This window comes from Nocardioides sp. GCM10030259 (assembly GCF_042666375.1).
In the GTDB taxonomy this organism is placed as follows: Bacteria; Actinomycetota; Actinomycetes; order Propionibacteriales; family Nocardioidaceae; genus Nocardioides.
Map to the genome: position 1 here is coordinate 263,190 of NZ_JBHTDF010000005.1, position 24,458 is coordinate 287,647.

Sequence of the window (24,458 nt, forward strand, 5' to 3'; positions counted from 1 at the left end):
CGTCAGGCGAGGCCGGCGGCCTCGGCCGCCGCCTTCACGTCGGCGTCGACGACCGTGTCGACGATGCTGTGGCCGCTCTCGGTGAAGCCCTCGAGCGCGGTCGCGGTGTCCTTGAGCCCGTGGCCGGTGACCGTGATGGCGACCGTGCTGCCGCGGTACGACATACCACCCGCGAGCTCCTGGAGCAGCCCGGCGACGCCGGCCGCGGAGGCGGGCTCGACGAAGACGCCGTCGCGGCGGGCGAGCTCGCGCTGGGCGGCCAGGATCTGGTCGTCGCTCACGGCGGCGAAGGAGCCGCCGGACTCGTCGCGGGCCGCCTCGGCGAGCTTCCACGACGCGGGGTTGCCGATCCGGATCGCGGTCGCGCGGGTCTCGGGGTCGGGGAACGGCTCCCCCGTCACCAGGGGCGCCGCACCCTCGGCCTGGAAGCCCCGCATGACGGGTGTGTGGGTCGCCATGCCGGCGTCGGCGTACTGCGTGTAGCCGAGCCAGTACGCCGAGATGTTGCCCGCGTTTCCGACCGGCAGGAGGTGGTAGTCGGGGGCGTCGCCGAGGAAGTCGACGATCTCGAACGCCGCGGTCTTCTGGCCCTCGAGGCGGACCGGGTTGACCGAGTTCACCAGTGCCACGGGGTAGTCCCAGGCCAAGCCCTTGGCCATCGCCAGGCAGTCGTCGAAGTTGCCGCGCACCATGATCACCTGCGCGCCGTGCAGGATCGCCTGGGCCATCTTGCCGGCCGCGATCTTGCCCTCGGGCACGAGGACGAGCGGCTTGAGGCCGGCCTTCGCGGCGTACGCCGCCATCGACGCGGACGTGTTGCCGGTGGACGCGCAGACGACCGCCGCCGCGCCGTCGTGCTTGGCGACCGAGATGGCCGCGGTCATGCCGCGGTCCTTGAACGACCCGGTCGGGTTGTCGCCCTCGACCTTGAGCCACACCTCGGCGCCGGTCAGGCCCGAGAGCCACTCGGAGTGGACGAGCGGGGTGCCGCCCTCACGCAGGGTCACCGCGACGGTGCCCTCCGGGATCTGCAGCAGCGGCCGGTACTCCTCGATGACGCCGCGCCACTGGTGGGTCTGCTGCACGTTCACTCGGCCATTCCCTCCACCCGCATGACCGAGGTGACCTCGCGGACGGCGTCCATGCGACTCAGCGTCGCGACGGTCGCCTCGAGCTGCGCGTCGGTCGACTCGTGCGAGACCACGACGAGCTGGGCGTCCTCGCCACGGCCCTCCTGCCGCACGGTCTGGATCGAGACGCCGTGCTCGGAGAACGCCGTGGCGACGGCCGCCAGGACTCCCGCACGGTCGTCGACGTCGATCGCCACGTGGTAGCGGGTGACCGTCTCCCCCATCGGCAGCACGGCACGGTCGGCGTACGCCGACTCGCCGGCGCCCCGGGTGTCCGCGATCCGGTTGCGGGCGACTGTGACCAGGTCGCCCAGCACCGCGGACGCGGTGGGCGCGCCGCCGGCGCCGGGGCCGTAGAACATCAGCTGGCCGGCGGCCTCGGACTCGACGAAGACCGCGTTGTAGGCCTCGCGGACCGACGCCAGCGGGTGCGACCTGGGGATCATCGCGGGGTGGACCCGGACGGAGACGGCGCTCTGGCCGTCGGGGGCCGGGCGCAGCTCGCAGATGGCGAGCAGCTTGACGACGCTGTTCATGTCGCGCGCGGAGGCGACGTCGGCCGCGGTGACCTCCGAGATGCCCTCGCGGTGCACGTCGTTGGCGGTCACCCGCGAGTGGAACGCGAGCGAGGCGAGGATCGCGGCCTTGGCGGCGGCGTCGAAGCCCTCGACGTCGGCGGTCGGGTCGGCCTCGGCGTACCCGAGCTCCTGGGCCTCCTCAAGCGCCTCGGCGAAGCCGGCGCCGGAGGTGTCCATCTTGTCGAGGATGAAGTTCGTGGTGCCGTTGACGATGCCGAGCACCCGGGTGACCTTGTCGCCGGCGAGCGACTCGCGCAGCGGCCGCAGGATCGGGATCGCGCCGGCGACGGCGGCCTCGTAGTAGAGGTCGCGGCCGACCTTCTCGGCGGCCTCGAAGAGCGTCGGGCCGTCCTCGGCGAGCAACGCCTTGTTGGCGGTGACCACCGACTTGCCGCTCTCGAGCGCGGCGAGGATCAGCGACCGCGCGGGCTCGATGCCGCCGATCACCTCGACGACCAGGTCGACGTCGTCGCGCGTGACCAGGCCGACGGCGTCCGTGGTCAGCAGTCCCTCGGGCACGTCGACCTCGCGCGGCGCGTCGAGGCGGCGTACGGCGACGCCGGCCAGCTCGACCGGCGCGCCCACGCGCGCCTCGAGGTCGCCGGCCTGCTCACCGAGCAGCCGCACCACCTGGGAGCCCACCGAGCCGCAGCCCAGCACCGCCACCCGGAGCGCCTTGTCGCTCTCCTTCACTGCACATCACCCATGTCCGTTGCCAGCAGGTCGTCCTCAGTCTCGCGGCGTACGACGACGCGCGCGACCCCGTCCCGAACAGCGACCACCGGCGGACGCAGCGCGTGGTTGTAGTTGGAGGCCATCGAGCGGCAGTAGGCGCCGGTGCCGGGCACCGCCAGCAGGTCGCCGGGGCGAACGTCTCCGGGCAGGAACTCGTCCTTGACCACGATGTCGCCGGCCTCGCAGTGCTTGCCGACCACCCGGGACAGCACCGGCGGGGCGTCGGAGGCGCGGGAGGCGATCGTGCAGGAGTAGTCGGCGTCGTAGAGGGCGGTCCGGACGTTGTCGCTCATGCCGCCGTCGACGCTGACGTAGGTGCGCACCGCTCCCCCGTCGAGCTGCACGCGCTTGACCGTGCCGACGGTGTAGACGGTGCACATCGCCGGGCCGACGATCGCGCGACCGGGCTCGATCGAGAGCCGCGGCTCCGGGATGCCGAGGCCGCGGCACTCGTGCTCGACGATCTTGCTCATCTCGGTCGCGAGCTGCGCGGGGTCGGACGGGTCGTCCTGGGTCGTGTACGCGATGCCGAACCCGCCGCCGAGGTCCATCTCCGGCAGCGTGACGCCGAGCTCGCTGCTCACCCGCGACTGCAGGGCGAGCACCCGGCGGGCGGCGACCTCGAACCCGGACGAGTCGAAGATCTGGCTGCCGATGTGGGAGTGCAGCCCCAGCAGCTCGATGCCGGGCGCGGCCTCGAGACGGCGTACCGCCTCGAAGGCGTCGCCGCTGGTGATCGAGAAGCCGAACTTCTGGTCCTCGTGGGCGGTCGCGATGTACTCGTGGGTGTGGGCCTCGACGCCGGCGGTGACCCGCACCATCACCCGGGCGGTCATACCTGGCTCGGCCGTGATCGTCTCGAGCCGCTCGATCTCGTCGAAAGAGTCGACGATGATCCGCCCGACGCCGGCGGCGATCGCGCGCCGCAGCTCGGTCAGCGACTTGTTGTTGCCGTGGTAGCCGATCCGGGCCGGGTCGAAGCCCGCGCGGAGCGCGACGGTCAGCTCGCCGTTGGAGCAGACGTCGAGGCAGAGCCCCTCTTCCTGCACCCACCGCGCGACGGTCGTGCACAGGAACGCCTTGCCCGCATAGAAGACGTCGTACGCCGCGAACGCGTCGCGGAAGGCACGGGCGCGCGACCGGAAGTCCGCCTCGTCGAGCACGTACGCCGGGGTGTTGACGTCGGCGACGAGGTCCGGCAGCGCGATGCCGCCGACGTGCAGCTCGCCGTCGGCCTTGTGGGCGGTCTGCGACCAGAGGTGCGGGACCAGGGCGTTGGGATCGGTGGGCTCGCGCAGCCAGGCCGGGCCGCGCAGCGCCCCGGGCGCGTGCGCCCAGCCGGCTTCGTGCGACATCTACATCCGCTCCGGTGCGCTCACGCCGAGCAGACGCAGGCCGTTGGCGAGCACCGTCTGGGCGGCCACGGTCAGCACGAGCCTCGCCTGGTTGATGGGCGCGACCGGCTCGTCACCCTGCGGGAGCATGCGGCACTCGCGGGTGTCGTACCACTTGTTGAAGACCGCGGCGAGGTCCTCGAGGTAGCGCGCGACCCGGTGGGGTGCCCGCAGCTCCGCGGCCGCGGTGACGACGCGCGGGAACTCGGCCAGCGCCCGCAGCAGGTCGCCCTCCCGCTCGTGGGCGAGCAGCGCGGGGTCGAAGGACGCCACGGCTTCGGCCAGGGACATGCCGAGATCGGCGGCGTTCTCCACCATCCGGCAGGTGCGGGCGTGGGCGTACTGCACGTAGAAGACCGGGTTGTCGTTGGTCGCCCTGGCCCACAGCTCCAGGTCGATGTCGATGTTGACGTCGGTGGAGTAGCGCGCCAGCGCGTAGCGGGCGGCGTCCACGCCGATCGCCTCGACCAGGTCGTCGATCGTGACGACGGTGCCGGCGCGCTTCGACATCCGCAGCGGTGCTCCGTCGCGGACCAGGTTGACCATCTGGCCGATCAGGATCTCGAGGTTCTTGCCGGGCTCGTCGCCGAACGCGGCACACATCGCCATCATCCGCCCGACGTAGCCGTGGTGGTCGGCGCCCAGCATGATCAGGCAGCGGTCGAAGCCGCGCTCCCGCTTGTCGAGGTAGTAGGCGAGGTCGCCGGAGATGTAGGCGCCGTTGCCGTCGGACTTGATGATCACCCGGTCCTTGTCGTCACCGAACTTCTCGGTGCGCAGCCACAGGGCGCCGTCCTTCTCGTAGGTGTTGCCCATCTCGGTGAGCCGGGCGATCGCGCGGTCGACCGCGCCGCTGCGGTGCAGGTTGTTCTCGTGGAAGTAGACGTCGAAGTCCACCCCGAACTCGTGGAGGCTCTTCTTGATCTCCTCGAACATCATCTCGACGCCCTCGGCGCGGAAGACCTCCTGGGCCTCCTCGTCCGTGAGGTCCAGGACCTGCGGCTCCTTGGCCACGACCGCGGCCGCGATCTCGTGGATGTAGGTGCCGCCGTAGCCGTCCTCGGGGGCGGGCTCGCCCTTGGCGCTCGCCAGCAGGGACCGGCTGAACCGGTCGATCTGGGCGCCGTGGTCGTTGAAGTAGTACTCGCGGGTGACCGCCGCGCCCGACAGCTCGAAGACCCGGCCCAGCGCGTCGCCGACCGCCGCCCAGCGGACCCCGCCGATGTGGATCGGACCGGTCGGGTTGGCCGAGACGAACTCGAGGTTGATCTTCTCGCCCGCGAAGGAGTCGTTGGCGCCGTACGTCGCGCCCGCCTCGACGATCCGGGCCGCGACGACGCCCTGGGCGCCGGCGGACACCGTGATGTTGAGGAACCCCGGACCAGCGATGTCGACCGCGTCGATCCCGTCGACCCGCAACAGGGCGGCCTGGACGAGCTCGGCGAAGGCGCGGGGGTTCATCCCGGCCTTCTTGCCGAGCTGGAGGGCGACGTTGGTCGCGTAGTCGCCGTGCTCCTTGGATCGCGGGCGCTCCACCGTCACGTTCGTGGGGACACCGTCCGGCAGGGTGATCGCACCCTCGGTGGACAGCGTCGTCAGGACGTCGACGATCGCGGTGGAGAGCTGCTCGGGAGTCACCGTGCAAGGGTATCGGCGCTGCCGGACCGCTCCCGCATCGATATCCGCGGTGGGACGGCCGCGCCGATCACCCGACCGATTGCACCCTCGCGGCGGGTCGGTTGTAGGGTTCTGCGCAGTCCCGTTCCGGCGGGGCGATGCCTCCGTAGCTCAGGGGATAGAGCACTGGTTTCCGGTACCAGGTGCCGCAGGTTCGAATCCTGCCGGAGGCGCCCATCTCGGAGGGTCTCCCTCCTGCCGCCAGATCGCGATAGTCCGTCACGTTCTGGTCGCCGTTCCGGCCGTGTCGACGGCCAGATCGTGACGGACTATCCCGACCGGCTAGTACTGGATGACGCCGCGCAGGTTGCGGCCGGCGTGCATGTCCTCGTAGCCGAGCGCCACCTCGTCGAGCTTGTAGGTCCGCGTCACCAGCTCGTCGAGCTTGAGCCGGCCCTCGGTGTAGAGGCGCAGCAGCTTGAGGATGTCCGCCTTCGGGTTGGAGGCGCCGAAGAGCGAGCCCTGGATCCGCTTCTGGAAGAGCGTGATGTCCGCGAGCGAGATCGGCGCGCCGATCTCGGCGATGTTGCCGAGCCCGGTCACCACGACGGTGCCGGCCTTGCGGATCGCCGCCATGGCCTGGGCGACGTGCTCGCCGGTCGTGACGCCGACGGTGACGATCGCGGAGTCGGCGCCCTGCCCGTTGGTCACCGACTGGGCGAGCTCGGTCGCCTCCTCCATGGAGGCCACGGCGTGGGTCGCGCCGAGCTCGAGGGCCTTCTGCCGCTTGAGCTCGACCGGGTCGACCGCGATCACCATCGACGCCCCGGCGTGGGCGGCCCCCTGGACGGCGTTGATGCCGATGCCGCCGATGCCCATCACGACCACGACGTCGCCGGGCTGCACCTGGGCCGAGTTCACCGCGGAGCCCCACCCGGTGCCGACGCCGCACCCGATCAGGCAGGCCTTGTCGAGCGGGAGGTCGTCGGGCACCTTGACCGCGGAGTCGACGGCGACCGTCGTGACCTCGCAGAACGTCGAGATGCCGCACATCTGGCCGACCGGCTTCCCGTCGTACGACAGGCGGAAGTCCTCCGGGTCGTCCCAGCGCGACCCCACGAGCAGCGTCGCGCCGAGGTCGCAGAGGTTCTGCATGCCGCGCGAGCACCACGCGCACCGTCCGCACGACGGCAGGAACGAGAAGACGACGTGGTCGCCCTCCTTCCACCCCGGCGTGTGCGGCCCGACGGCGGTCACGATCCCGGCGCCTTCGTGTCCACCGGCGAAGGGATAGATCCCGACCGGGATGTCTCCGGTCGCGATGTGGTCGTCGGAGTGGCACAGCCCGGAGGCCACCATCTGGACCTGGAGCTCGCCCTGCCTCGGGTCGTCGACCTCGAGGTTCACGACCTCGTAGGTCCCGGGTGCTTCCTTGATGATCGCGCCGCGTGTCTGCATGGGGGTCCTCCCGGTCGGTGTGACTGGCGTCACCCCGATCGTGGACCTCGGCCGTTGGCGATCGGTTGGTCCCGGACGTTCGTTCCGTTCAGCTCGTGACGAACCAGATCGCCCGCACGAGCGAGTCGCTCTCGTTGCGCAGTCGGTGCGGCACGTCGCCGCGCATGTGGATCGACTCCCCCGCCCTGAGCTCGCGCCGCTCCCCGTCGATGTCGACGGTCAGCGTCCCCTCGAGGACGTAGCCGTAGTCATCGCCCGGGTGCTGCTGCGGCGAGCCCTCGGGAGCCGAGTCCGACCCGGGGTCGTACTCGGTGAGCAGGAACTGCACGTGGTGCTCCGGTGTCGTGTTCGCGAGCCGTCGCCACCGCACGCCGCTCTGGAAGGAGAGATACTCCTGGAACGCCTCGGCGTCCTCGCGGCTCAGCCGGCTGGTCCGCGACGCGGAGTCGCGGTCGACGTCGTTGCCCAGCAGCTCGTCGAGCGAGAGGTTGAGCTCCGTCGCGATCGCGAAGAGCGTGCTCACCGCGGCCTGGCTCTGGCCGAGCTCGAACTGGGAGAGGAACGAGGCGGACACCCCGAGCCGGCGCGCGAGCTCGCGCACCGAGATGCCGAGCCGCTCGCGCTCCGCCCGGACGTTCTGGCCGACGGACACTCCGAGCCCGCCAGTACGGCGCTCCCCCGACGTGGCCATCTCAGGCTCCCCCTTCTGACTCGGACCGCCGTGCCGGCGGAGGCTGCACACCGATCCGACCGCGAAGCAGGAATTTCTGGACCTTACCACTGGCGGTCCGTGGCAACGCGTCGATGACGACCACCCTCTCCGGTGCCTTCTGCACGGCGAATCCGTGCGTCACGAGATGCTCGCGGAGGGCCGTGACGTCGGGTGCCGCACCGTCCCGCGGCACCACGAACGCGCACGCCCGCTCCCCCAGGTCCGGGTCGGGGAACCCCACGATCGCGACCTCCTCGACGTCGGGATGGTCGAGCAGGGCGAACTCGACTTCAGCAGCGCTGTACTTCTCGCCACCCCGGTTGATGATGTCCTTGATCCGCCCGACGACACGCAGCACGCCACGGTCGATCGCCGCCGTGTCGCCGGTGCGGAACCACCCGTCGTCCGTGAACGCCGCGCGGTTGAGCGCCGGGTCCAGGTAGCCGACGAAGAGCTCCGGCGCCCGGGCCAGCAGCTCGGGCACGCCGGCGTCCGACTCCCGCAGGATCATCTCGGCTCCGGACATGACCGGCCCCTCGGCATCCGGTACGGCGGCGCCCCGGTCGCGCGGCACCATCGCCAGCGTGGGCAGCTCGCTCGACCCGTAGGTCCGCAGCACTCCGCAGCCGAGCACCCGCTGGGCCTCCACGACGAGCTCCGGCGGGATGTCGGCTCCCCCGCACACGAAGGTGCGCAGCGCCGAGCGGCTGCCCCGCCCGTCGTACGCCGCCGTGAGGCCACGCAGGAAGGGTGTCGCGCTCACGGTGAAGCGGCACCCGTGGCGCTCGATCACACCTGCGGCGACCTCGGGCTCCCACCGGTCCAGCAGCACCGACGTGGTGCCGAGTGCCGCCGGAAGCAGCACGCCGTACGAGATGCCGGTGACGTGGGTGAGCGGGGACGGCATGAAGACCCGGTCGTCGGCGCCCAGCGCGCAGTGATCGACCATCGCCGCGAGCTCGGCGAGCAGCGTGCGGTGGGTGTGCAGCACGCCCTTCGGGTCGGCGGTCGTGCCGGATGTGTAGAGCACGAGCGCGACGTCGTCCGGCCCGGCCCCGGGCATCGGCTCGTCGACCACGGGCGTGCTCGCGACAAGTGCCTCGAACGAGTCGGGGTCGCCACCCGGCCCACGTACGCCGACCACGGTGGCCGGCACCCTCGTGTCGGCGAACACCTCGCGGAGCAGCGCCGCGTGGCCGTGGCCTCGGTGGTCCTCGGGAGCGACGGCGATCCGTGGACGGGCCTGACGCACCACGAAGGAGAGCTCGTGGCGCCGGTAGATCGGGACGACGGGCAGCACGACGCCGCCCGCGAGCCACGTGCCCCAGGCCGCGACGACGCTCTCCCACCAGTTCGGGAGCTGGAGCAGGGCCACGTCGCCGGGGCCGAAGCCACGCGCGCGCAGGCCGGCCGCGAACGAGCGGGCGCGCGCGTGCAGCTCGTCGTAGGTCACGACGCGGTCGCCGTCGACCACCGCGGGGGTCTCGCCCTGGTTGCGCGCAGCCCGCACCAGCAGGTCGCCGACCCGGCCGTCCGTGCCCGGCACGGTGATGCCGTGCGGACGGGTCGGGGTCAGCACGCCATCACCCGGCGTACGGCGGCCACGATGTCGTCGGGGCCGGCCTCCCAGGCGCGCTCCAGCACCGGTGCGTACGGCGCCGGGCCCGGTCGCGCCCCCACGCGCACGACCGGGGCGTCGAGCGACCAGAAGCCCTGGTCGACCGCGAGCGCCGCGACCTCCGCGCCGACCCCGAAGTCCGTGACCGCCTCGTGCGCGACCACCATCCGGTTGGTGTGGGCGAAGGACGCGAGCACCGTCTCGCGGTCGAGCGGCGCGATGGTCCGGAGGTCGACGACCTCCACGTCGACACCCTCCGCCGCCAGCGTCTCCGCCGCGGCCAGCGCGTGGTGCACCATGCGGGACCAGGCGACCACGGTGACGTCGGCGCCGGGCCGCACGACCGCCGCCTTGCCGATCGGGACGCGGTGGCTGGGCGGTGGCACGGGCGACTTCTGGTCGTAGAGCAGCCGGTGCTCGATGAACACCACGGGGTTGTCGTCCTCGATCGCCGCGCGCAGCAGGCCGTAGGCGTCCGGGCCGGTGCTGGGCATCACCACGGTCAGCCCCGGCACGTGGGCGAGCAGCGCCTCGAGGCTCTGGGAGTGCTGGCTGCCCGAGGACCGGCCCGAGCCGAACTGGGTACGCACCACGAGCGGCACGCTCACGGCCCCGCCGGTCATGAAGCGGAGCTTGGCGGCCTGGTTCATCAGCTGGTCGAGGCAGACGCCGAGGAAGTCGAGGTACATCAGCTCGACGACGGGCCGCAGGCCCGACATCGCCGCACCGACACCGAGCCCGACGATCGCGGTCTCGGCGATCGGGGTGTCCAGCACCCGGCCGGGATGCGCCTCCGCCAGCCCCCGGGTGATGCCGAAGACGTTGCCGCCGGCCACGTCGATGCCGGCGAGGAAGACCCGGTCGTCGTCGGCGAGGGCGTCGCCCAGTGCTGCGCGGAGGGTGCGCGACTGGTTCTGCACCGCGGCGTCGGGCGGCAGAGGCGCCTCCGTGACGCGGCGGCGCGGGCTGACCACGTCGTCGAGGACACCGCCGGGGTCGGGCGGCGGCGCTTGACGGGCGAAGGCCTCGGCGTCGTCGACGACCTCGATGGCCCGGCGCTCGGCCGCGGCGACCGACTCCTCCGGCACCCCGCGCTCGAGCAGCCGACGCTGCGCCACGTCGAGCGGGTCCACCGCGACCTCGTCGAGCCCGTCGCGGTAGCGCTGCGGATCGCCCTCGTAGTGTCCGCGCACCCGGAGCGTGACGGCCTCGACGAGGACGGGACCGGCACCGGCTCGTACGTCGGCGAGCACGTCCGCCATCACCGCCGCGACCGCCTCGACGTCGTTGCCGTCGACCTGCCGGAAGCCGATGCCGTAGCCACGCGCGCGCTCGGCGATCGGCACGGGGTGCTGGTCCGCGGCCCGGGAGAACTCGGAGTACTGGTTGTTCTCGCAGAAGAGGACGAGCGGCAGCCTCCAGAGCGCGGCCAGGTTGGTGGCCTCGTGGAACGCCCCCGTGGCGACGGCGCCGTCACCGAAGAAGGCCACCGCCGCGGACCCGGCGCCCGCGACGGACCGGGCGTGCGCGGCTCCGACGGCGATCGGCAGCCCGGCGCCCACGATGCCGTTGGCACCCAGGATGCCGAGCCCCGGGTCGGCGACGTGCATCGAGCCGCCGCGGCCCCGGCAGGCGCCGGCCTCCTTGCCCATCAGCTCGGCGAGCATGGCACGCGGCGAGATCCCCTTGGCGAGCACGTGGCCGTGCCCCCGGTGGGTCGAGGTGACCGCGTCGTCGGCCCGCGCGTGCCACAGGGCGCCGACCGCGCACGCCTCCTGGCCGACCGAGGTGTGCACGAACCCCGGCACCTCGCCCTCGGCGTACAGCTTCGAGACCCGTACCTCGAGGTGCCGGATCAGGCACATCCGCTCGTACGCCGCGAGCAGCTCGTCGTCGTCCATCCGAAACAGGGCTCCTCTTCCCGTCGCTGGAGCAGCCCGATCCCATCGACCGATGTCCAGTGATGCTTTACGCTAGCGTGAACCATCACTTGACAAAAGTGTCCAGTGACACTTGACACCACCGAGTGACCGTCGTCACGATGGAGCCCGCTCGGCCATCCGGTCCCAGTCGCGGATCCCGGCCGGCGCCCGACCACGAAACGGCTCACGACGGAGGGCCCATGCAGCGAGAAGACGTCGAGTTCCAGAGCGAGGGCACCACGGTGCGCGGCTGGCTCTATCGACCGGACACGGAGGGCCCGACGCCGGCCGTCGTCCTCGCCGGAGGCTGGTGCTACGTGCGCGAGCTGGTGATGCCGTACTACGCCGAGGCCTTCGCCTCGGCCGGCATCGCCGCCCTGGTGTTCGACTACCGCAACCTCGGGGTGTCCGACGGCGAGCCCCGCCAGCACCTCGACCCGGTCGCCCAGGTGCGCGACTACCAGAACGCGCTCAGCTTCCTCGAGCGCCTGCCCGGCATCGACCCCGAGCGACTCGGCGCCTGGGGCATCTCCTACTCAGGCGGCCACGTGCTGATCCTCGCGGCCACCGACCCGCGCGTGAAGGCGATCGTCAGCCAGATCCCGGTCGTGGACGGCTACCGCAACATGCGGCGCGTCCACGGCACCATGGGCTACCGGCGCCTGTGGGACGCGATCCTCGAGGACCGCCGCCTGCGCTTCGACGATCCGGACAAGCGGCTCTACCTGCCGCACGCGAGCGAGGACCCCGAGCACGAGCTCTCGGCCTGGCCGTTCCCGGAGACCAAGCACACCTTCGCCCAGCTCCAGGCCACCGAGGCACCGCTCTACCAGAACCTCAGCACGATGGAGTCCGTCGACCTGCTGCTCGACTACGACGTCAACTTCTTCGTGCCGAGGATCTACGACACACCGACCATGATGATCGTCGCCGAGGGCGACGACCTGACGTTGTGGGACCTCGAGATCGAGTCGTTCAACGCGATCCCGACGTCGAAGAAGGAGCTCGTGGTGCTCCCCCACACGAGCCACATGACCCTCTACAGCGATCGCGACAAGCTCGGGCGCGCCGCCGAGCATGCGACGGAGTGGTTCGTCGCGCAGCTGCTCACCCCCGCCGCCCACACCTGACGGGCACCACTCCACCACTCCTCTCCGGTCGGCGCGTGCCGACCGGCAGTCCCGAAGGAGGGACCCCATGGCTTCCACCGAGTCCAGGCTCGTCGACTTCGCCAGGAACGCGCCGTTCCCCCACCCCATGTCCCGTCGATCGTTCCTCTCCGCGATGGCGGCCGCCGGCATCGTCGTCAGCGTCTCCGCCTGCGGTGACGACAGCGCGTCCGGCTCCGGCAGTGGCTCCGGGTCCACGGCCACCGACCCGACCTGGTGCCAGGTGACGACGCTGTCGAACGACTTCTTCGTGGCCTTCGCCGACGGCGGCAAGCAGGCGATGGACGCTGTCGGCGTCAAGACCAGCACCGTCGAGGACAACGGCAACGTCAACACCGCGATCGGCCAGGTCGGCAACGTGCAGGCCGCCGGCGGCAAGTCGATCTTCGGCACCCCCGCGACCGAGGCGCAGGCCGCCGCGGTCACGAAGGCCTGCCAGGCCGCCGGCATCCTCTACGCGAGCTCCTACACCGCGCCGCCGTGGTACACCCCGGCCGACGCCGACCAGTGGATCCGCTTCCTCACACCGCCGTCGGTCAAGATCGCCGAGGCCACCGCCCGGGCGCTCTTCGAGAAGGTCGGCGGCTCCGGCACCATCATCCACGTGCCCGGCCAGAAGGGCTCCTCGGCCGACGACCAGCGCACGGCCGGCATGGAGACGGCGCTGAAGGACTTCCCCGACATCGAGATCGTCACCACCTCGCCGGGCAACTGGACCTCGGAGGACGCGCGGAAGGCCTTCGAGAACACGCTGCCGTCGGTCTCCGACTTCGTCGGCGTCTTCGCGCAGAACGACAGCGAGGCCGCCGGCGTGATCGCGGCGCTCGACGCGCAGGGCATCTCGGGCAAGTTCGTCACCGGATTCGACGGCAACCAGCAGAACGTCGAGTACATCGCCGAGGGCAAGCAGTACCTCACCAGCGCCACCATCGGCGGCCTGACCGCGGGCCTGCTCGGCATCACCGCCTTCGACGCGCTCAACGGCGTGGAGTTCAGCCTCCCGGAGCGGTTCATGTCGCAGGGCGCGCTGCTGGTCGACCCCGACTCCGCCGACAAGGTGCTCAAGACCATCTACGGCGCGCAGCTGCCGTTCGACTGGGAGAAGATGAGCCGGGCGCTGAACCCCGATGCCTGGGACCCGCAGACCGTGCTCAACCCGATCGACCCCAACGAGTACTACGCGGGCGTCCCGCAGGACGAGTACCAGCTCAACTCGGCCTGGGACGACGCCGACATCGCCGGCGTGCGCGCGACGTACGAGAAGGCCTTCAAGTCGGGGCCGCTCTTCGAGTTCAAGGACTCGCTCGTCGCATGACGGCTGCCGCTCCCACCCTCCACCTGACCGGCGTCTCGAAGTCGTACGGGCCGGTCCGCGCGCTCCAGGACGTGTCCCTGGAGGTCCGGCCCGGCGAGGTGCTCGGCCTCATCGGGGAGAACGGCGCCGGCAAGTCGACGCTCATCGGGGTCGTGGCCGGAACCGTGCGGCCCGACACCGGCGTGGTGCGCGTGCACGGCAACGAGGCCCACCTCGGTGACGCCCGCGCCATGAGCGCGTCGGGCGTGTCCGTGGTCGTGCAGGAGCAGGCGCTCGTCGAGTCGCTGCGGGTCTACGAGAACCTCTATCTCGGTCGCGAGGTGGACACCGTCGGCCGCGCCCCGGGACGCGGGCGGCGGCTCCGGCGTCAGGCCCGCGCCCTGCTCGCCGAGCTGCACCTCGCCGAGGTCGACGCCGACGCCGTCGTCGCCGACCTCTCCTATCCCCAGCGCCAGCTGGTCGAGATCGCCAAGGCGTTCGCGATCGCCCGCAGCAGCGACGCGCCGCCGATCATCCTGCTCGACGAGCCGACCAGCGCGCTGACCGAGCACGAGGCCGAGATCCTCTTCGACCTCATCGCCCGCTGGCGGGACCGGGTCGCGTTCATCTACGTCTCGCACATCCTCCAGGACGTGCTGCGGCTCAGCACCCGGCTGCTGGTGCTCCGCGACGGCCGGGTGGTCGACACCCTCGCCAACGACGGGGTCACCGACCAGCAGCTGCACGCGCTCATGGTCGGCCGCGAGCGCAGCAAGGACTACTACCGCGAGGAGGAGCAGTCGGGCGCGCAGGGTGACGAGCCGGTCCTCGAGCTGCGCTCGGCCGCGAGCTCGGGCGAGTTCGCCGACGTCGACCTCGTCGTGCGGCCCGGCGAGATCGTCGGCCTGGCCGGCGTCGTCGGATCGGGCAAGTCGTCGGTCGCGGCGGCGATCGCCGGCGCCGTCGCCCTCGACCACGGCGAGGTCGTGGTCGCCGGCCGGGCCCGACGACGGTGGAGCGTCAGCAGTGCCGTCCGGCACGGCGTCCTCTACGTGCCGCCCGAGCGCGCCCGCGACTCCCTCTTCCCCAACGCCTCCGTGCGCAGCAACATCACGATCGGGTTCCTCGACCTGCTCGCCCGGCGCTCGGTGCGGCTGCTGCGGATCCGCGAGGAGCGGGCCCGCGCGACCGCACTGGGCCGGCAGCTCGCCGTCAAGGCCAGCTCGCTGTCGGTGCCGGTGCGCGAGCTGAGCGGAGGCAACCAGCAGAAGACGGTCTTCGCCCGCTGGATCGGACGCGGCCACTGCCGGGTCCTCGTCCTCGACGACCCCACCCGCGGCATCGACGTGGGCACCCGCGAGGAGATCTACGGGCTGATCCGCGCCCTGGCCGCGGACGGCGTCGGCGTCGTCCTGTGCACGGAGTCCCTCGAGGAGGTGATCGGTCTCGCCGACCGGGTCGTCGTCATGCGCGACGGCCGGGTGAGCGCCGAGATCGATGCCTCCGGATCCGCCAAGCCCACCGAGATCGACATCGTCGAGCACATGATGTGAGGACGGAATGACCCAGAACCTGATGGATGAGACGGCGACGCCGCCGAGGCAGCCACGCGGTTCCGGCGCCCCGGGCGACGGGCCGATCGCGCTCGCCGGGAGCCTGTGGGGCCGCTACCGGAACATCCTCGTTCCGGTGCTCGCCCTCGTCGGCCTCATCCTCTACTTCCAGTCGCAGTCGCCCGCGTTCGTCTCCGAGGGGTCGGCGCAGAACATCCTGCGCCAGATGGCCTTCCTGACGGTGCTCGCCCTGGCCGGCACGTTCGTCATCCTGATCGGCGGCATCGACCTGTCGGTGGCGGCCAACGCGACGCTGGCGGGCATCCTCATCGCCACCTGGATCGACGACTACGGCGGCGTGCTCGCGATCGGGATGGTGATCGCCGTGGGTGCCCTCGTCGGGCTGGCCAACGGACTGATCACGACGTTCCTGAAGGTGCCGTCGTTCCTGGTGACCCTCGGGATGATGTCGATCCTCAACGGCATCTCGAACCAGATCTCCGACGGCGGCCCGGTCTCCTTCACCTCGGGCCTGCTCCAGACGCTCGTCAACGAGTCGACGATCGGGAGCATCCCCAACGGCGCCCTGATCGCCATCGGCCTCACGGTGCTGCTCACGGTGATCGCGTTCGCCACGTCCTACGGCCGGCACCTGTACGCCGTCGGCGGCAACGAGCGCGCCGCCGCGCTGAGCGGCATCCGGGTGCGGGCGGTCAAGCTGTCGGTCTTCGCGCTCGCCGGTGCGATCGCGGCGATCGCGGGGATCATCTTCACCGGCCAGGCGAGCACCGGTGTGCCGATGGGTGCCGACGCCAGCCTGCTCAACTCCATCGCGGCCATCGTCGTCGGTGGCACCGCGCTCTCGGGCGGCGTCGGCGGTCCGCACCGGACGCTGCTCGGTGCGCTGGTCATCGTCATCCTCGGCTCGGGCATGGACATCACTGCCGTGGACCCGTACACCCAGCTCGTGGTGAAGGGGATCGTGGTGATCGCCGCGGTGGCGCTGACGATCGACCGCAGACGCTACGGGGTGATCAAGTGAGCGCGCGCGCCGGCCGGGTCGCCGGCTTCGTCGCCCTCGTGACCGGAGCGGCCCGCGGCCAGGGCCGCAGCCACGCCGTACGACTGGCCGAGGAGGGTGCCGACGTCATCCTCGTCGACGTCTGCGCGGACCTGCCCGAGGTGCCGTATCCACTCGGCACGAAGGCCGACCTTGAGGAGACCGTGGCCGCCGTCGAGGCGGCGGGCGGTCGGGCGGTCGCCCGGGTCGCCGACGTCCGTGACGGGGCGGCCCTGCGCGAGGCGGTCGACGACGGCGTCCGCGCGCTCGGGCGCCTCGACGTCGTCTGCGCCAACGCCGGGGTCAACGCACCCGGGCCGGCCCACGAGCTGACCGAGGAGGCCTGGCGCTGCGTGGTCGACGTCGACCTCTCTGGCACCTGGCGCACCGTCGCCGCGAGCGTCCCGCACCTGCGAACGGGCGGACGGGGCGGGTCGATCGTGCTGACGAGCTCGGCTGCGGGTCTCAAGGGCTACGCGAACATCGCCCACTACACCGCCGCCAAGCACGGGGTGAACGGGCTGATGAAGACGCTCGCGCAGGAGCTCGCGCCCGACCGCATCCGGGTCAACAGCGTCAACCCGACCCAGGTCGACACCCCCATGATCATGAACGACCCCATGTACGCCCTCTTCTGCCCCGACGTCGACCATCCCGGACGCGAGGACTTCGCGCCGGTGTCGCAGGCCATGAACGCGCTGCCGGTGCCGTGGGTCGAGGCGAGCGACGTGAGTGACGCCGTGCTCTTCCTGGCGTCGCCGGAGTCGCGCTACATCACCGGCGTGGCACTTCCCGTGGACGCGGGGGTGCTGGTCAAGTGAGCGTCATCACAGGAGCGTGACCGACCCCGGGGCCGAGCAGGTCCGCAGCAACCACCCGAACGAGCAGCACCCGACTGGACGGACGAGAACCATGACAGGACGCGTCGAAGGCAAGGTCGCATTCATCACCGGCGCAGCGCGCGGCCAGGGTCGCAGCCACGCGGTCCGGCTGGCGCAGGAGGGCGCCGACATCATCGCCGTCGACGCGATGAAGGACATCGACACGGTCCCCTACTCGATGGCCACCGAGGACGACATGACGGAGACCGTGCGCCAGGTCGAGGCACTCGGACGTCGCATCGTGACGGCCCACGCGGACGTCCGCGACTACGACTCCCTCAAGGAGGCCGTCGACGCCGGCGTGGCGGAGCTCGGCCACCTCGACATCGTCTCGGCGAACGCCGGAATCCTCTCGTTCGGCTCCGTGGAGGAGCTCGACGAGTCCACCTGGGGACAGATGATCGACATCAACCTCAGCGGCGTCTGGCGCACCGTGAAGGCCGCCGTGCCGGTCATGGTCGCCCAGGGCACGGGCGGCTCGATCGTCCTCACCTCGTCGGTCGCCGGGCTCCGGGCGTACGGCGGCGTCGGCCACTACGTCTCGGCCAAGCACGGCGTCGTCGGCCTGATGAAGACCCTCGCCCAGGAGCTCGCCGAGCACCACATCCGGGTGAACTCGGTGAACCCGACCCAGGTCGACACCGAGATGGTGCAGCACCAGGCGATGTACGAGCTCTTCTCCCCCGACGTGGAGCACCCGACGAAGGACGACTTCGCGGTGGCGTCCGGCGAGACCATCCTGCTGCCGATCCCGTGGGTGGAGTCGATCGACGTCAGCAACGCCGTCCTCTTCCTGGCGTCCGACGAGTCGCGGTTCATCACCGGCGTCGCGCTCCCCGTGGACGGCGGCGTGCTGGTGAAGTAGTCCCGGCCGACTCGCTCAGCAGGCGGCGAGCATCTCCCCGAGCGCGGCGACCTCGCTGCGGTCTGCGGCGAGCGACCAGGCCGACTTCACGGCGACCCAGCGCGCGGCGTACTCGCACTGGAAGGCCCAGCGCGGGCGCCAGGCCGCGGGGTCGTCGTCGGACTTGGAGGCGTTGGTCGGCCCGTCCACGGCCAGCAGCACCTCGAGGTCGTTGGCGTACCTCTCGCGGTGCTCCTCCGACCAGGCCGAGGCGCCGGACCGCCACGCCTCGGCGAGCGGGACGACGTGGTCGATCTGGATGGCCTGGGCCTGCGCCAGCGACTTGAGGTCGTCGAAGGTGAGGGTGCGGCCGGTGTAGGGGTCGACCCACGAGCCGGCGAGGACGTCGTGGTCGCAACCGTCCTGGGTGCCGACGGTGACGGTGCCGGGCACCGCGTCCCGCAGCAGCACGTCGTCGCGCTGGTTGCAGCCGTTGCCGTCGGTGTCCGCCCAGGCGGTGCCGAACGCGTCGCGGTCGTACGCCGGCCCGGCTGCGGAGCGCGGACCCACGTCGAGCCGCTCGAGCGCCCGGGTCGCCGCGGCCGGCGAGAGCACCCGGACCACGGGCTCGTCCCGGGCGAGCGGCTCCTCGGCGGTCACCGTGCACGCCGAGGCCAGGAGCACGCCCGCGGCGGCGGCGGCGAGCCGGGTCACCACCGGGTCAGCAGCGCTCGATCGTCGCGTCCTGGCGGGCCGCGTCGCCGTAGCGGCGGGCCTGGTCGACGTACGGGATCACCACGCTGGCGCCGCCGATGTTGCCGATGCCGCCCTGGACCACGCAGCTGGTGATCTTCGACGTCTGCACCTGCGCCGCGGCCTGGCCGAGCCGGAACAGCTCGGCCGGCGACAGGTCGGTGTGCATGTGGGCCATCACCGTGAGCACCCCGCGCTCGATGAAGCCGGGGACGGCGGCGCGGGTCCGGATCCGCGCCTGGATGCCGCGCAGCACGCGCTGCTGGTTGGCGGACCGGTCGAAGTCGCCGCCCGGCAGGGTCTTCCGGATCCGGGAGAACGCCATCGAGGAGTACCCGTTGAGGTGGATCTGGCCCTTCTTGAAGCCCTTGCGCATGAGGTTCTCGTCGTAGAACGGCCGCGGGTTGGAGACGGTGATGCCGCCGATGTCGTCGACCATGTCCTCGAAGAACGGGAAGCGGGTCACGAACACGTAGTCGGGCTGGATGCCGACGAGGTTGCCGACGGTCCGGCCGAGCAGCTGCGGTCCGCCGTACGTGAGCGCGGCGTTGACACGGCTGGAGCCGTAGCCCGGGATCGGCACCCACGAGTCGCGCGGGATGCCGATGGCGGTGGCCGCGCCGGTCTTGGTGTTCATGCCGACCAGCTGGAGGGCGTCGCCGCGGGTGCGGGTCATGTCCTCGCCCGGCCGGGCGTCGGAGCCCACGGCCAGGATCCACACGACGTCGGGGGTGAGGTCGACGCCGTCGGCGCGCTGGATCTTCACCAGCTCGACCTCGGTGCTCTTGACGGCCGAGTCGGGGACGACCATGCCGGCGACCGCGAGCACGGCCGCGATCGCCGCGATGCGGAGCAGACGCGGGAAGCGGTGCTTCAGGTCGGGCCTCATGTCAGATCGCCTCCTTGGTGACGTCGTAGCCGAAGACCCGCCAGCCGCGGTCGGCCTTCGTCAGGTAGAGGCGTCCGGCGACCTTGACCCGCTCGGCCTTGTCGCCGCTGGTGTCGAACTTGAGGATCACGTGGGCCGTGACCCCGACCGGCTTCTTCTTCACCGCGAGCACGTCGATGCGTACGGCGCTGCCGACCGGCTCGACGCCGTCGATGTCGCCGCCGATGTCGCGGTTGCTCATCAGCTCCGCGTCGCGCTTCGCCTCGGACTGCGCTCCGGACGTGAAGCCGGGCCAGGCGTCCTTGAAGTCGGTGCGCGGGTAGTCGCCACCCAGGTACGCCGCCTCGAGCCAGCCGTCGACGACCGAGCGGACGTCCTCGGACAGGCGGGCGCGGTGCGGCCGACCGAGCCTGCCGGTGACCTCCCCGAACGAGACCTGGGTCACGACCGCGGGCTCCTCCTCGGCTCCCGTCGTCGCACTCGGGGCGCTGTCGGGCTCGCCGGCGGGATCGTCGTCGCCGCCGCTGCAGCCGCCGAGAACGAGGGTCCCCGCCAGGGCGGTCGCCACCGTCGCCGCGAGCACCCCGGACCTGCGTCGGACTCTTTGACTCATACTCCGAAACTCCCCATTGCCATTGCCGATCGGGACGAAGTCTGCAACGTCACCTTGTGGCCCTCGGCACACCACGCCGAATTGCCCTGCGGCCAGTCTGCATTTGCTGGCCCGGGGGTCTAGCCTTGACGTCTGACACTCCCCCGCGCACGTACCGGAAGAGGCGAATCAACCCGTGCCGCAGTCCCCAGGTAGTCAGTCCGAGCTCGCATCTGCCGACTTCGGCGCCAACGAGTGGCTCGTCGAGGAGATGTACGAGCAGTACCAACGGGACCCGGACAGCGTCGATCCCACCTGGAAGAAGTACTTCCAGTCCAACGGCACTCCCTCGAACCTCGAGGGCTCCGACCGCGGGCCTTCCGGTGGGTCCAACGGTACGACGCAGACCGCCCCGGAGAGCAAGTCGACGGCGCAGCCCGCCCCGGTCCAGGAGCACAAGCCCGACCCGACGCCGACCCCGGCGCCGGTCGCGAAGCCGCGCCCCGAGTCCAAGGCCGCCGAGGTGGCCAAGGGCACCACGACCCCGGTGCCGAAGGAGTCGCGTCCGGCCGCCCCGGCGCCCGTGAAGGACGAGCCGACGTACACCGTGCTCCGCGGCGCCCCGGCCCGCACCGCGCAGAACATGGACGTCTCGCTGAGCGTGCCGACCGCGACCTCGGTCCGGTCGGTGCCGGTCAAGCTGCTCTGGGACAACCGCACGGTCATCAACAACCACCTCGCCCGCGCCCGCGGTGGCAAGGTCTCCTTCACCCACCTGATCGGCTACGCGCTGGTCAAGGCACTGAGGACGATGCCGGAGATGAACGTCGGCTTCGACGTGATCGACGGCAAGCCCAACCTGATCACCCCGGCGCACATCAACCTCGGGCTCGCGATCGACGTCAAGAAGTCCGACGGCACCCGCCAGCTGCTCGTACCGAGCATCAAGGCCGCGGAGACGATGGACTTCGCGGGCTTCTGGACGGCGTACGAGGAGATCGTCCGCAAGACCCGTGACAACAAGCTCACGATCGAGGACTTCCAGGGCACCACGATCTCGCTGACCAACCCCGGCGGCATCGGCACGGTCCACTCCGTCCCGCGCCTGATGAAGGGCCAGGGGACGATCATCGGCGTGGGTGCGATGGAGTACCCCGCCGAGTGGCAGGGCGCGTCCGCCGACGCGATCGCCCGCAACGGCATCAGCAAGACCATGACGCTGACCTCGACGTACGACCACCGCGTGATCCAGGGCGCGCAGTCGGGCGAGTTCCTCAAGCGGGTCCACGAGCTGCTGCTCGGCGGCGACGACTTCTACGACGAGATCTTCCGGTCGCTGCGCATCCCCTACCAGCCGATCCGCTGGAACGCCGACATCGCGACCTCGCACGACGACGAGATCTCGAAGCAGGCCCGGATCCTCGAGCTGATCCACGCCTACCGCGTGCGCGGCCACATGATGGCCGACACCGACCCGCTGGAGTACCGCCAGCGCACCCACCCCGACCTCGAGGTGGAGTCGCACGGGCTGACCCTGTGGGACCTCGACCGCGAGTTCGCGACCGGCTCGTTCGGGGGCGAGGGCCGCCGCTTCATGAAGCTGCGCGCGATCCTCGGCATCCTGCGCGACTCGTACTGCCGCACGACCGGCATCGAGTACATGCACATCATGGATCCCGAGCAGCGTCGGTGGATCCAGGAGCGCGTCGAGCAGCCGCACACCAAGCCGCCCCGCGAGGAGCAGCTGCGGATCCTGCTCAAGCTCAACCAGGCCGAGGCGTTCGAGACGTTCCTGCAGACCAAGTTCGTCGGCCAGAAGCGCTTCTCGCTCGAGGGCGGCGAGACCACGATCCCGGTGATCGACGAGATCTGCGAGGCGGCCGCCGAGGCCGGGCTCGACGAGGTCACGATGGGCATGGCCCACCGCGGCCGGCTCAACGTGCTCGCCAACATCGTCGGCAAGAAGTACAGCCAGATCTTCCGCGAGTTCGAGGGCAACATCGACCCGCGCACGGTCCAGGGCTCGGGCGACGTGAAGTACCACCTCGGCGCCGAGGGCGCCTTCACCGCCGGCTCCGGCGCCGAGATCAAGGTCTCGGTCGCCGCGAACCCGTCGCACCTCGAGGCGGTCGACCCCGTCCTGGAGGGCATCGCCCGCGCCAAGCAGGACGTGCTCGACCGGGGTGCGGCGTACCCCGTGCTGCCGCTGCTGGTGCACGGCGACGCGGCGTTCGCCGGCCAGGGCGTGGTCGCCGAGACGCTGAACCTGTCGCAGCTGCGCGGCTACCGCACCGGCGGCACGATCCACGTGGTCGTCAACAACCAGGTCGGCTTCACCACCTCCCCCGGCTCGTCGCGCTCGTCGCTCTACTGCACCGACGTGGCGCGGATGGTCCAGGCGCCGATCTTCCACGTGAACGGCGACGACCCGGAGGCCTGCATCCGCGTCGCGCGGCTCGCCTTCGAGTACCGCCAGGCGTTCAACAAGGACGTCGTCATCGACCTCGTGTGCTACCGCCGGCGCGGTCACAACGAGGGCGACGACCCGTCGTACACGCAGCCGCTGATGTACGACCTCATCGAGCAGAAGCGCTCGGTCCGCAAGCTCTACACGGAGTCCCTCATCGGTCGTGGCGACATCACGATCGAGGAGGCCGAGCAGGTGCTGCGCGACTACCAGCAGCAGCTCGAGCGGGTCTTCACCGAGGTGCGCGAGGCGAGCAGCCAGCCGTCGGAGTGGACGACCGTCCCCGACTACCCGGACAAGCCGATCGGCGAGGCCAGCACCGCGATCACGCTCGACGTGATGAAGCGGATCTCGGACGCCTACGTCACGCCGCCGGAGGGCTTCACCGTCCACCCGAAGGTGATGCCGCAGCTCCAGCGCCGCGCCGCCGCGATCACCGAGGGCCCGATCGACTGGGGCACCGGCGAGATCCTCGCCTTCGGCTCGCTCCTCATGGAGGGTCGCCCGGTGCGCCTGGCCGGCCAGGACTCGCGCCGCGGCACCTTCGTCTCGCGGTTCGCGACGATCATCGACCGGCGCAACGCCGACGAGTGGACGCCGCTCTCCAACCTGACCGAGGACCAGGCCAAGTTCTACGTCTACGACTCGCTGCTCTCGGAGTACGCCGCGCTCGGGTTCGAGTACGGCTACTCGGTCGCGCGGCCCGAGGCGCTCGTCCTCTGGGAGGCGCAGTTCGGTGACTTCGTCAACGGCGCGCAGACCGTGATCGACGAGTTCATCTCGTCCGGCGAGAGCAAGTGGCGTCAGCAGTCCGGCGTCGTGCTGCTGCTGCCGCACGGCTACGAGGGCCAGGGCGCCGACCACTCGTCCGCGCGGATCGAGCGGTTCATGACGATGGCGGCCGACGACGCGTTCGTGGTGGCCCAGCCGTCGACGCCCGCGTCGTACTTCCACCTGCTGCGGCAGCACTCGCTCGGCGAGGAGCACAAGCCGATGATCGTCTTCACGCCGAAGTCGATGCTGAAGCGCAAGGAGGCGGCGGCCCGGCCGGAGGACTTCACCTCGGGCACGTTCCAGCCGTTCATCTCCGACGCCGCCGCCGACAGCGGCAAGGTCGACACCCTGCTGCTGTGCTCGGGCCGCGTCACCTGGGACCTGATGGTCGAGCGGGCCAAGCGCGAGGACGGCGAGCGGTTCGCGATCGCGCGGATCGAGCAGCTCTACCCGCGCCCCGAGTCCGAGATCCGCGCCGAGATCGCCCGGTTCCCGCACCTGCGGGCCGTGCGCTGGGTGCAGGACGAGCCGGCCAACATGGGCCCGTGGCCGCACTACGCGCTCAACGTGTGGCCGCACGTCGACGCCCGGGTCGAGCTGGTCTCCCGGCCCGAGTCCTCCTCTCCCGCCGTCGGCACGATCAAGCGCCACGGCGAGGAGCAGAAGGACCTCGTCGCCCGCGCGTTCGCATGACGACCGCCGGCCGAGCGAGCGCGGCCGGTGCTCGTCGTGCGAACAATGGTGGTCGAGCAAGCGGCACGGCTGAGCCTGCGAAGCCGTGACCCGCGTGTCGAGACCCAGTAAGTGACGAGGAAGCATGTACTTCACGGACCGCGGGATCGAGGAGCTCGAGCAGCGCCGGGGTGACGAGGAGGTCACCCTGGCCTGGCTCGCCGACCGGCTCCAGGAGTTCACCGACACCCACCCCGAGTTCGAGACCGCCGTCGAGCGGTTCGCGACCTGGCTGGCGCGGCTGGACGACCCCGAGGACTGAGCGGAGACGCCGCGGAGTCTCGGG

The 24,458-nt window shown here is 71.2% G+C and carries 19 protein-coding genes and 1 tRNA gene; 9 read left to right on the forward strand and 11 right to left on the reverse strand.

The genetic code is table 11. The features are described from left to right. Positions 1–2: 2 nt before the first annotated feature. From thrC to argS, 4 genes are read right to left on the reverse strand one after another with little or no spacing between them, the layout of a single operon-like run. Positions 3–1,085: a threonine synthase gene (gene thrC / locus ACFQQI_RS05760; protein ID WP_378559884.1), complete on the reverse strand. Its 1,083-nt coding sequence runs from the start codon at positions 1,083–1,085 to the stop codon at positions 3–5. Between the two features lie 2 nt (positions 1,086–1,087). Then, complete coding sequence (locus ACFQQI_RS05765; RefSeq protein WP_378559246.1) at positions 1,088–2,401, reverse strand: homoserine dehydrogenase; 1,314 nt, start codon at positions 2,399–2,401, stop codon at positions 1,088–1,090. Further along, complete coding sequence (gene lysA / locus ACFQQI_RS05770) at positions 2,398–3,798, reverse strand: diaminopimelate decarboxylase (RefSeq protein ID WP_378559249.1); 1,401 nt, start codon at positions 3,796–3,798, stop codon at positions 2,398–2,400. Before lysA ends, ACFQQI_RS05765 begins: the two co-directional genes overlap by 4 nt. Then, complete coding sequence (gene argS / locus ACFQQI_RS05775) at positions 3,799–5,475, reverse strand: arginine--tRNA ligase (RefSeq protein ID WP_378559252.1); 1,677 nt, start codon at positions 5,473–5,475, stop codon at positions 3,799–3,801. Between the two features lie 139 nt (positions 5,476–5,614). Here argS and ACFQQI_RS05780 point away from each other — a divergent pair. Beyond that, positions 5,615–5,687: transfer RNA gene (locus tag ACFQQI_RS05780), tRNA-Arg, on the forward strand. 109 nt (positions 5,688–5,796) lie between these two features. On the opposite strand, the gene ACFQQI_RS05785 is transcribed toward ACFQQI_RS05780, so the two are convergent. The 4 genes from ACFQQI_RS05785 to ACFQQI_RS05800 form a co-directional block, all read right to left on the reverse strand. Further along, positions 5,797–6,912 carry an NDMA-dependent alcohol dehydrogenase gene (locus ACFQQI_RS05785; protein WP_378559255.1) on the reverse strand — a complete coding sequence of 372 codons (1,116 nt, stop codon included), beginning with the start codon at positions 6,910–6,912 and terminating at the stop codon, positions 5,797–5,799. Positions 6,913–7,000: 88 nt separating this feature from the next. Continuing rightward, a complete protein-coding gene (locus ACFQQI_RS05790; protein ID WP_378559258.1) occupies positions 7,001–7,603 on the reverse strand; it encodes a cupin domain-containing protein in 603 nt (200 codons plus the stop codon). A 1-nt stretch (position 7,604) separates the two neighbouring features. After that, positions 7,605–9,203: an AMP-binding protein gene (locus ACFQQI_RS05795; protein WP_378559261.1), complete on the reverse strand. Its 1,599-nt coding sequence runs from the start codon at positions 9,201–9,203 to the stop codon at positions 7,605–7,607. Beyond that, entirely contained in the window at positions 9,197–11,143 is a 1,947-nt protein-coding gene (locus ACFQQI_RS05800) for a thiamine pyrophosphate-dependent enzyme (RefSeq protein WP_378559264.1), read from the reverse strand. Before ACFQQI_RS05800 ends, ACFQQI_RS05795 begins: the two co-directional genes overlap by 7 nt. A gap of 221 nt (positions 11,144–11,364) precedes the next feature. Here ACFQQI_RS05800 and ACFQQI_RS05805 point away from each other — a divergent pair, with 221 nt between their 5' ends. The 6 genes from ACFQQI_RS05805 (at position 11,365) to ACFQQI_RS05830 (ending at position 17,986) form a co-directional block, all read left to right on the forward strand. After that, on the forward strand, positions 11,365–12,294 hold the full coding sequence (locus tag ACFQQI_RS05805) for an alpha/beta hydrolase (protein WP_378559267.1): 930 nt from the start codon (positions 11,365–11,367) through the stop codon (positions 12,292–12,294). Between the two features lie 67 nt (positions 12,295–12,361). Further along, positions 12,362–13,648 (forward strand): sugar ABC transporter substrate-binding protein, encoded by a 1,287-nt coding sequence (locus ACFQQI_RS05810; RefSeq protein ID WP_378559270.1) that lies wholly within the window; start codon positions 12,362–12,364, stop codon positions 13,646–13,648. Continuing rightward, positions 13,645–15,180, forward strand: coding sequence for a sugar ABC transporter ATP-binding protein (locus ACFQQI_RS05815; protein WP_378559273.1), 1,536 nt, complete (start codon positions 13,645–13,647; stop codon positions 15,178–15,180). The genes ACFQQI_RS05810 and ACFQQI_RS05815 overlap by 4 nt, the downstream gene beginning before the upstream one ends. A 7-nt stretch (positions 15,181–15,187) precedes the next feature. Then, on the forward strand, positions 15,188–16,222 hold the full coding sequence (locus ACFQQI_RS05820) for an ABC transporter permease (protein ID WP_378559276.1): 1,035 nt from the start codon (positions 15,188–15,190) through the stop codon (positions 16,220–16,222). Next, positions 16,219–17,061 carry a mycofactocin-coupled SDR family oxidoreductase gene (locus tag ACFQQI_RS05825; RefSeq protein WP_378559279.1) on the forward strand — a complete coding sequence of 281 codons (843 nt, stop codon included), beginning with the start codon at positions 16,219–16,221 and terminating at the stop codon, positions 17,059–17,061. The genes ACFQQI_RS05820 and ACFQQI_RS05825 overlap by 4 nt, the downstream gene beginning before the upstream one ends. Positions 17,062–17,152: 91 nt before the next feature. Beyond that, positions 17,153–17,986: a mycofactocin-coupled SDR family oxidoreductase gene (locus tag ACFQQI_RS05830; protein ID WP_378559282.1), complete on the forward strand. Its 834-nt coding sequence runs from the start codon at positions 17,153–17,155 to the stop codon at positions 17,984–17,986. A gap of 15 nt (positions 17,987–18,001) precedes the next feature. Here the strand turns inward: ACFQQI_RS05830 and ACFQQI_RS05835 are convergent, their stop codons facing one another. The 3 genes from ACFQQI_RS05835 to ACFQQI_RS05845 are packed head-to-tail and all read right to left on the reverse strand — an operon-like array spanning position 18,002 to position 20,220. After that, positions 18,002–18,679 (reverse strand): HNH endonuclease family protein, encoded by a 678-nt coding sequence (locus tag ACFQQI_RS05835; protein ID WP_378559285.1) that lies wholly within the window; start codon positions 18,677–18,679, stop codon positions 18,002–18,004. Between the two features lie 7 nt (positions 18,680–18,686). Continuing rightward, a complete protein-coding gene (locus tag ACFQQI_RS05840; RefSeq protein WP_378559288.1) occupies positions 18,687–19,607 on the reverse strand; it encodes an LCP family protein in 921 nt (306 codons plus the stop codon). A gap of 1 nt (position 19,608) precedes the next feature. Then, entirely contained in the window at positions 19,609–20,220 is a 612-nt protein-coding gene (locus tag ACFQQI_RS05845; RefSeq protein WP_378559291.1) for a hypothetical protein, read from the reverse strand. A 175-nt stretch (positions 20,221–20,395) separates the two neighbouring features. On the opposite strand from ACFQQI_RS05845, the gene ACFQQI_RS05850 reads away from it, so the two are divergent. Then, positions 20,396–24,133 carry a multifunctional oxoglutarate decarboxylase/oxoglutarate dehydrogenase thiamine pyrophosphate-binding subunit/dihydrolipoyllysine-residue succinyltransferase subunit gene (locus ACFQQI_RS05850; RefSeq protein WP_378559294.1) on the forward strand — a complete coding sequence of 1,246 codons (3,738 nt, stop codon included), beginning with the start codon at positions 20,396–20,398 and terminating at the stop codon, positions 24,131–24,133. Between the two features lie 124 nt (positions 24,134–24,257). Next, positions 24,258–24,434, forward strand: coding sequence for a DUF6104 family protein (locus ACFQQI_RS05855; protein ID WP_378559297.1), 177 nt, complete (start codon positions 24,258–24,260; stop codon positions 24,432–24,434). Positions 24,435–24,458: the final 24 nt, after the last annotated feature.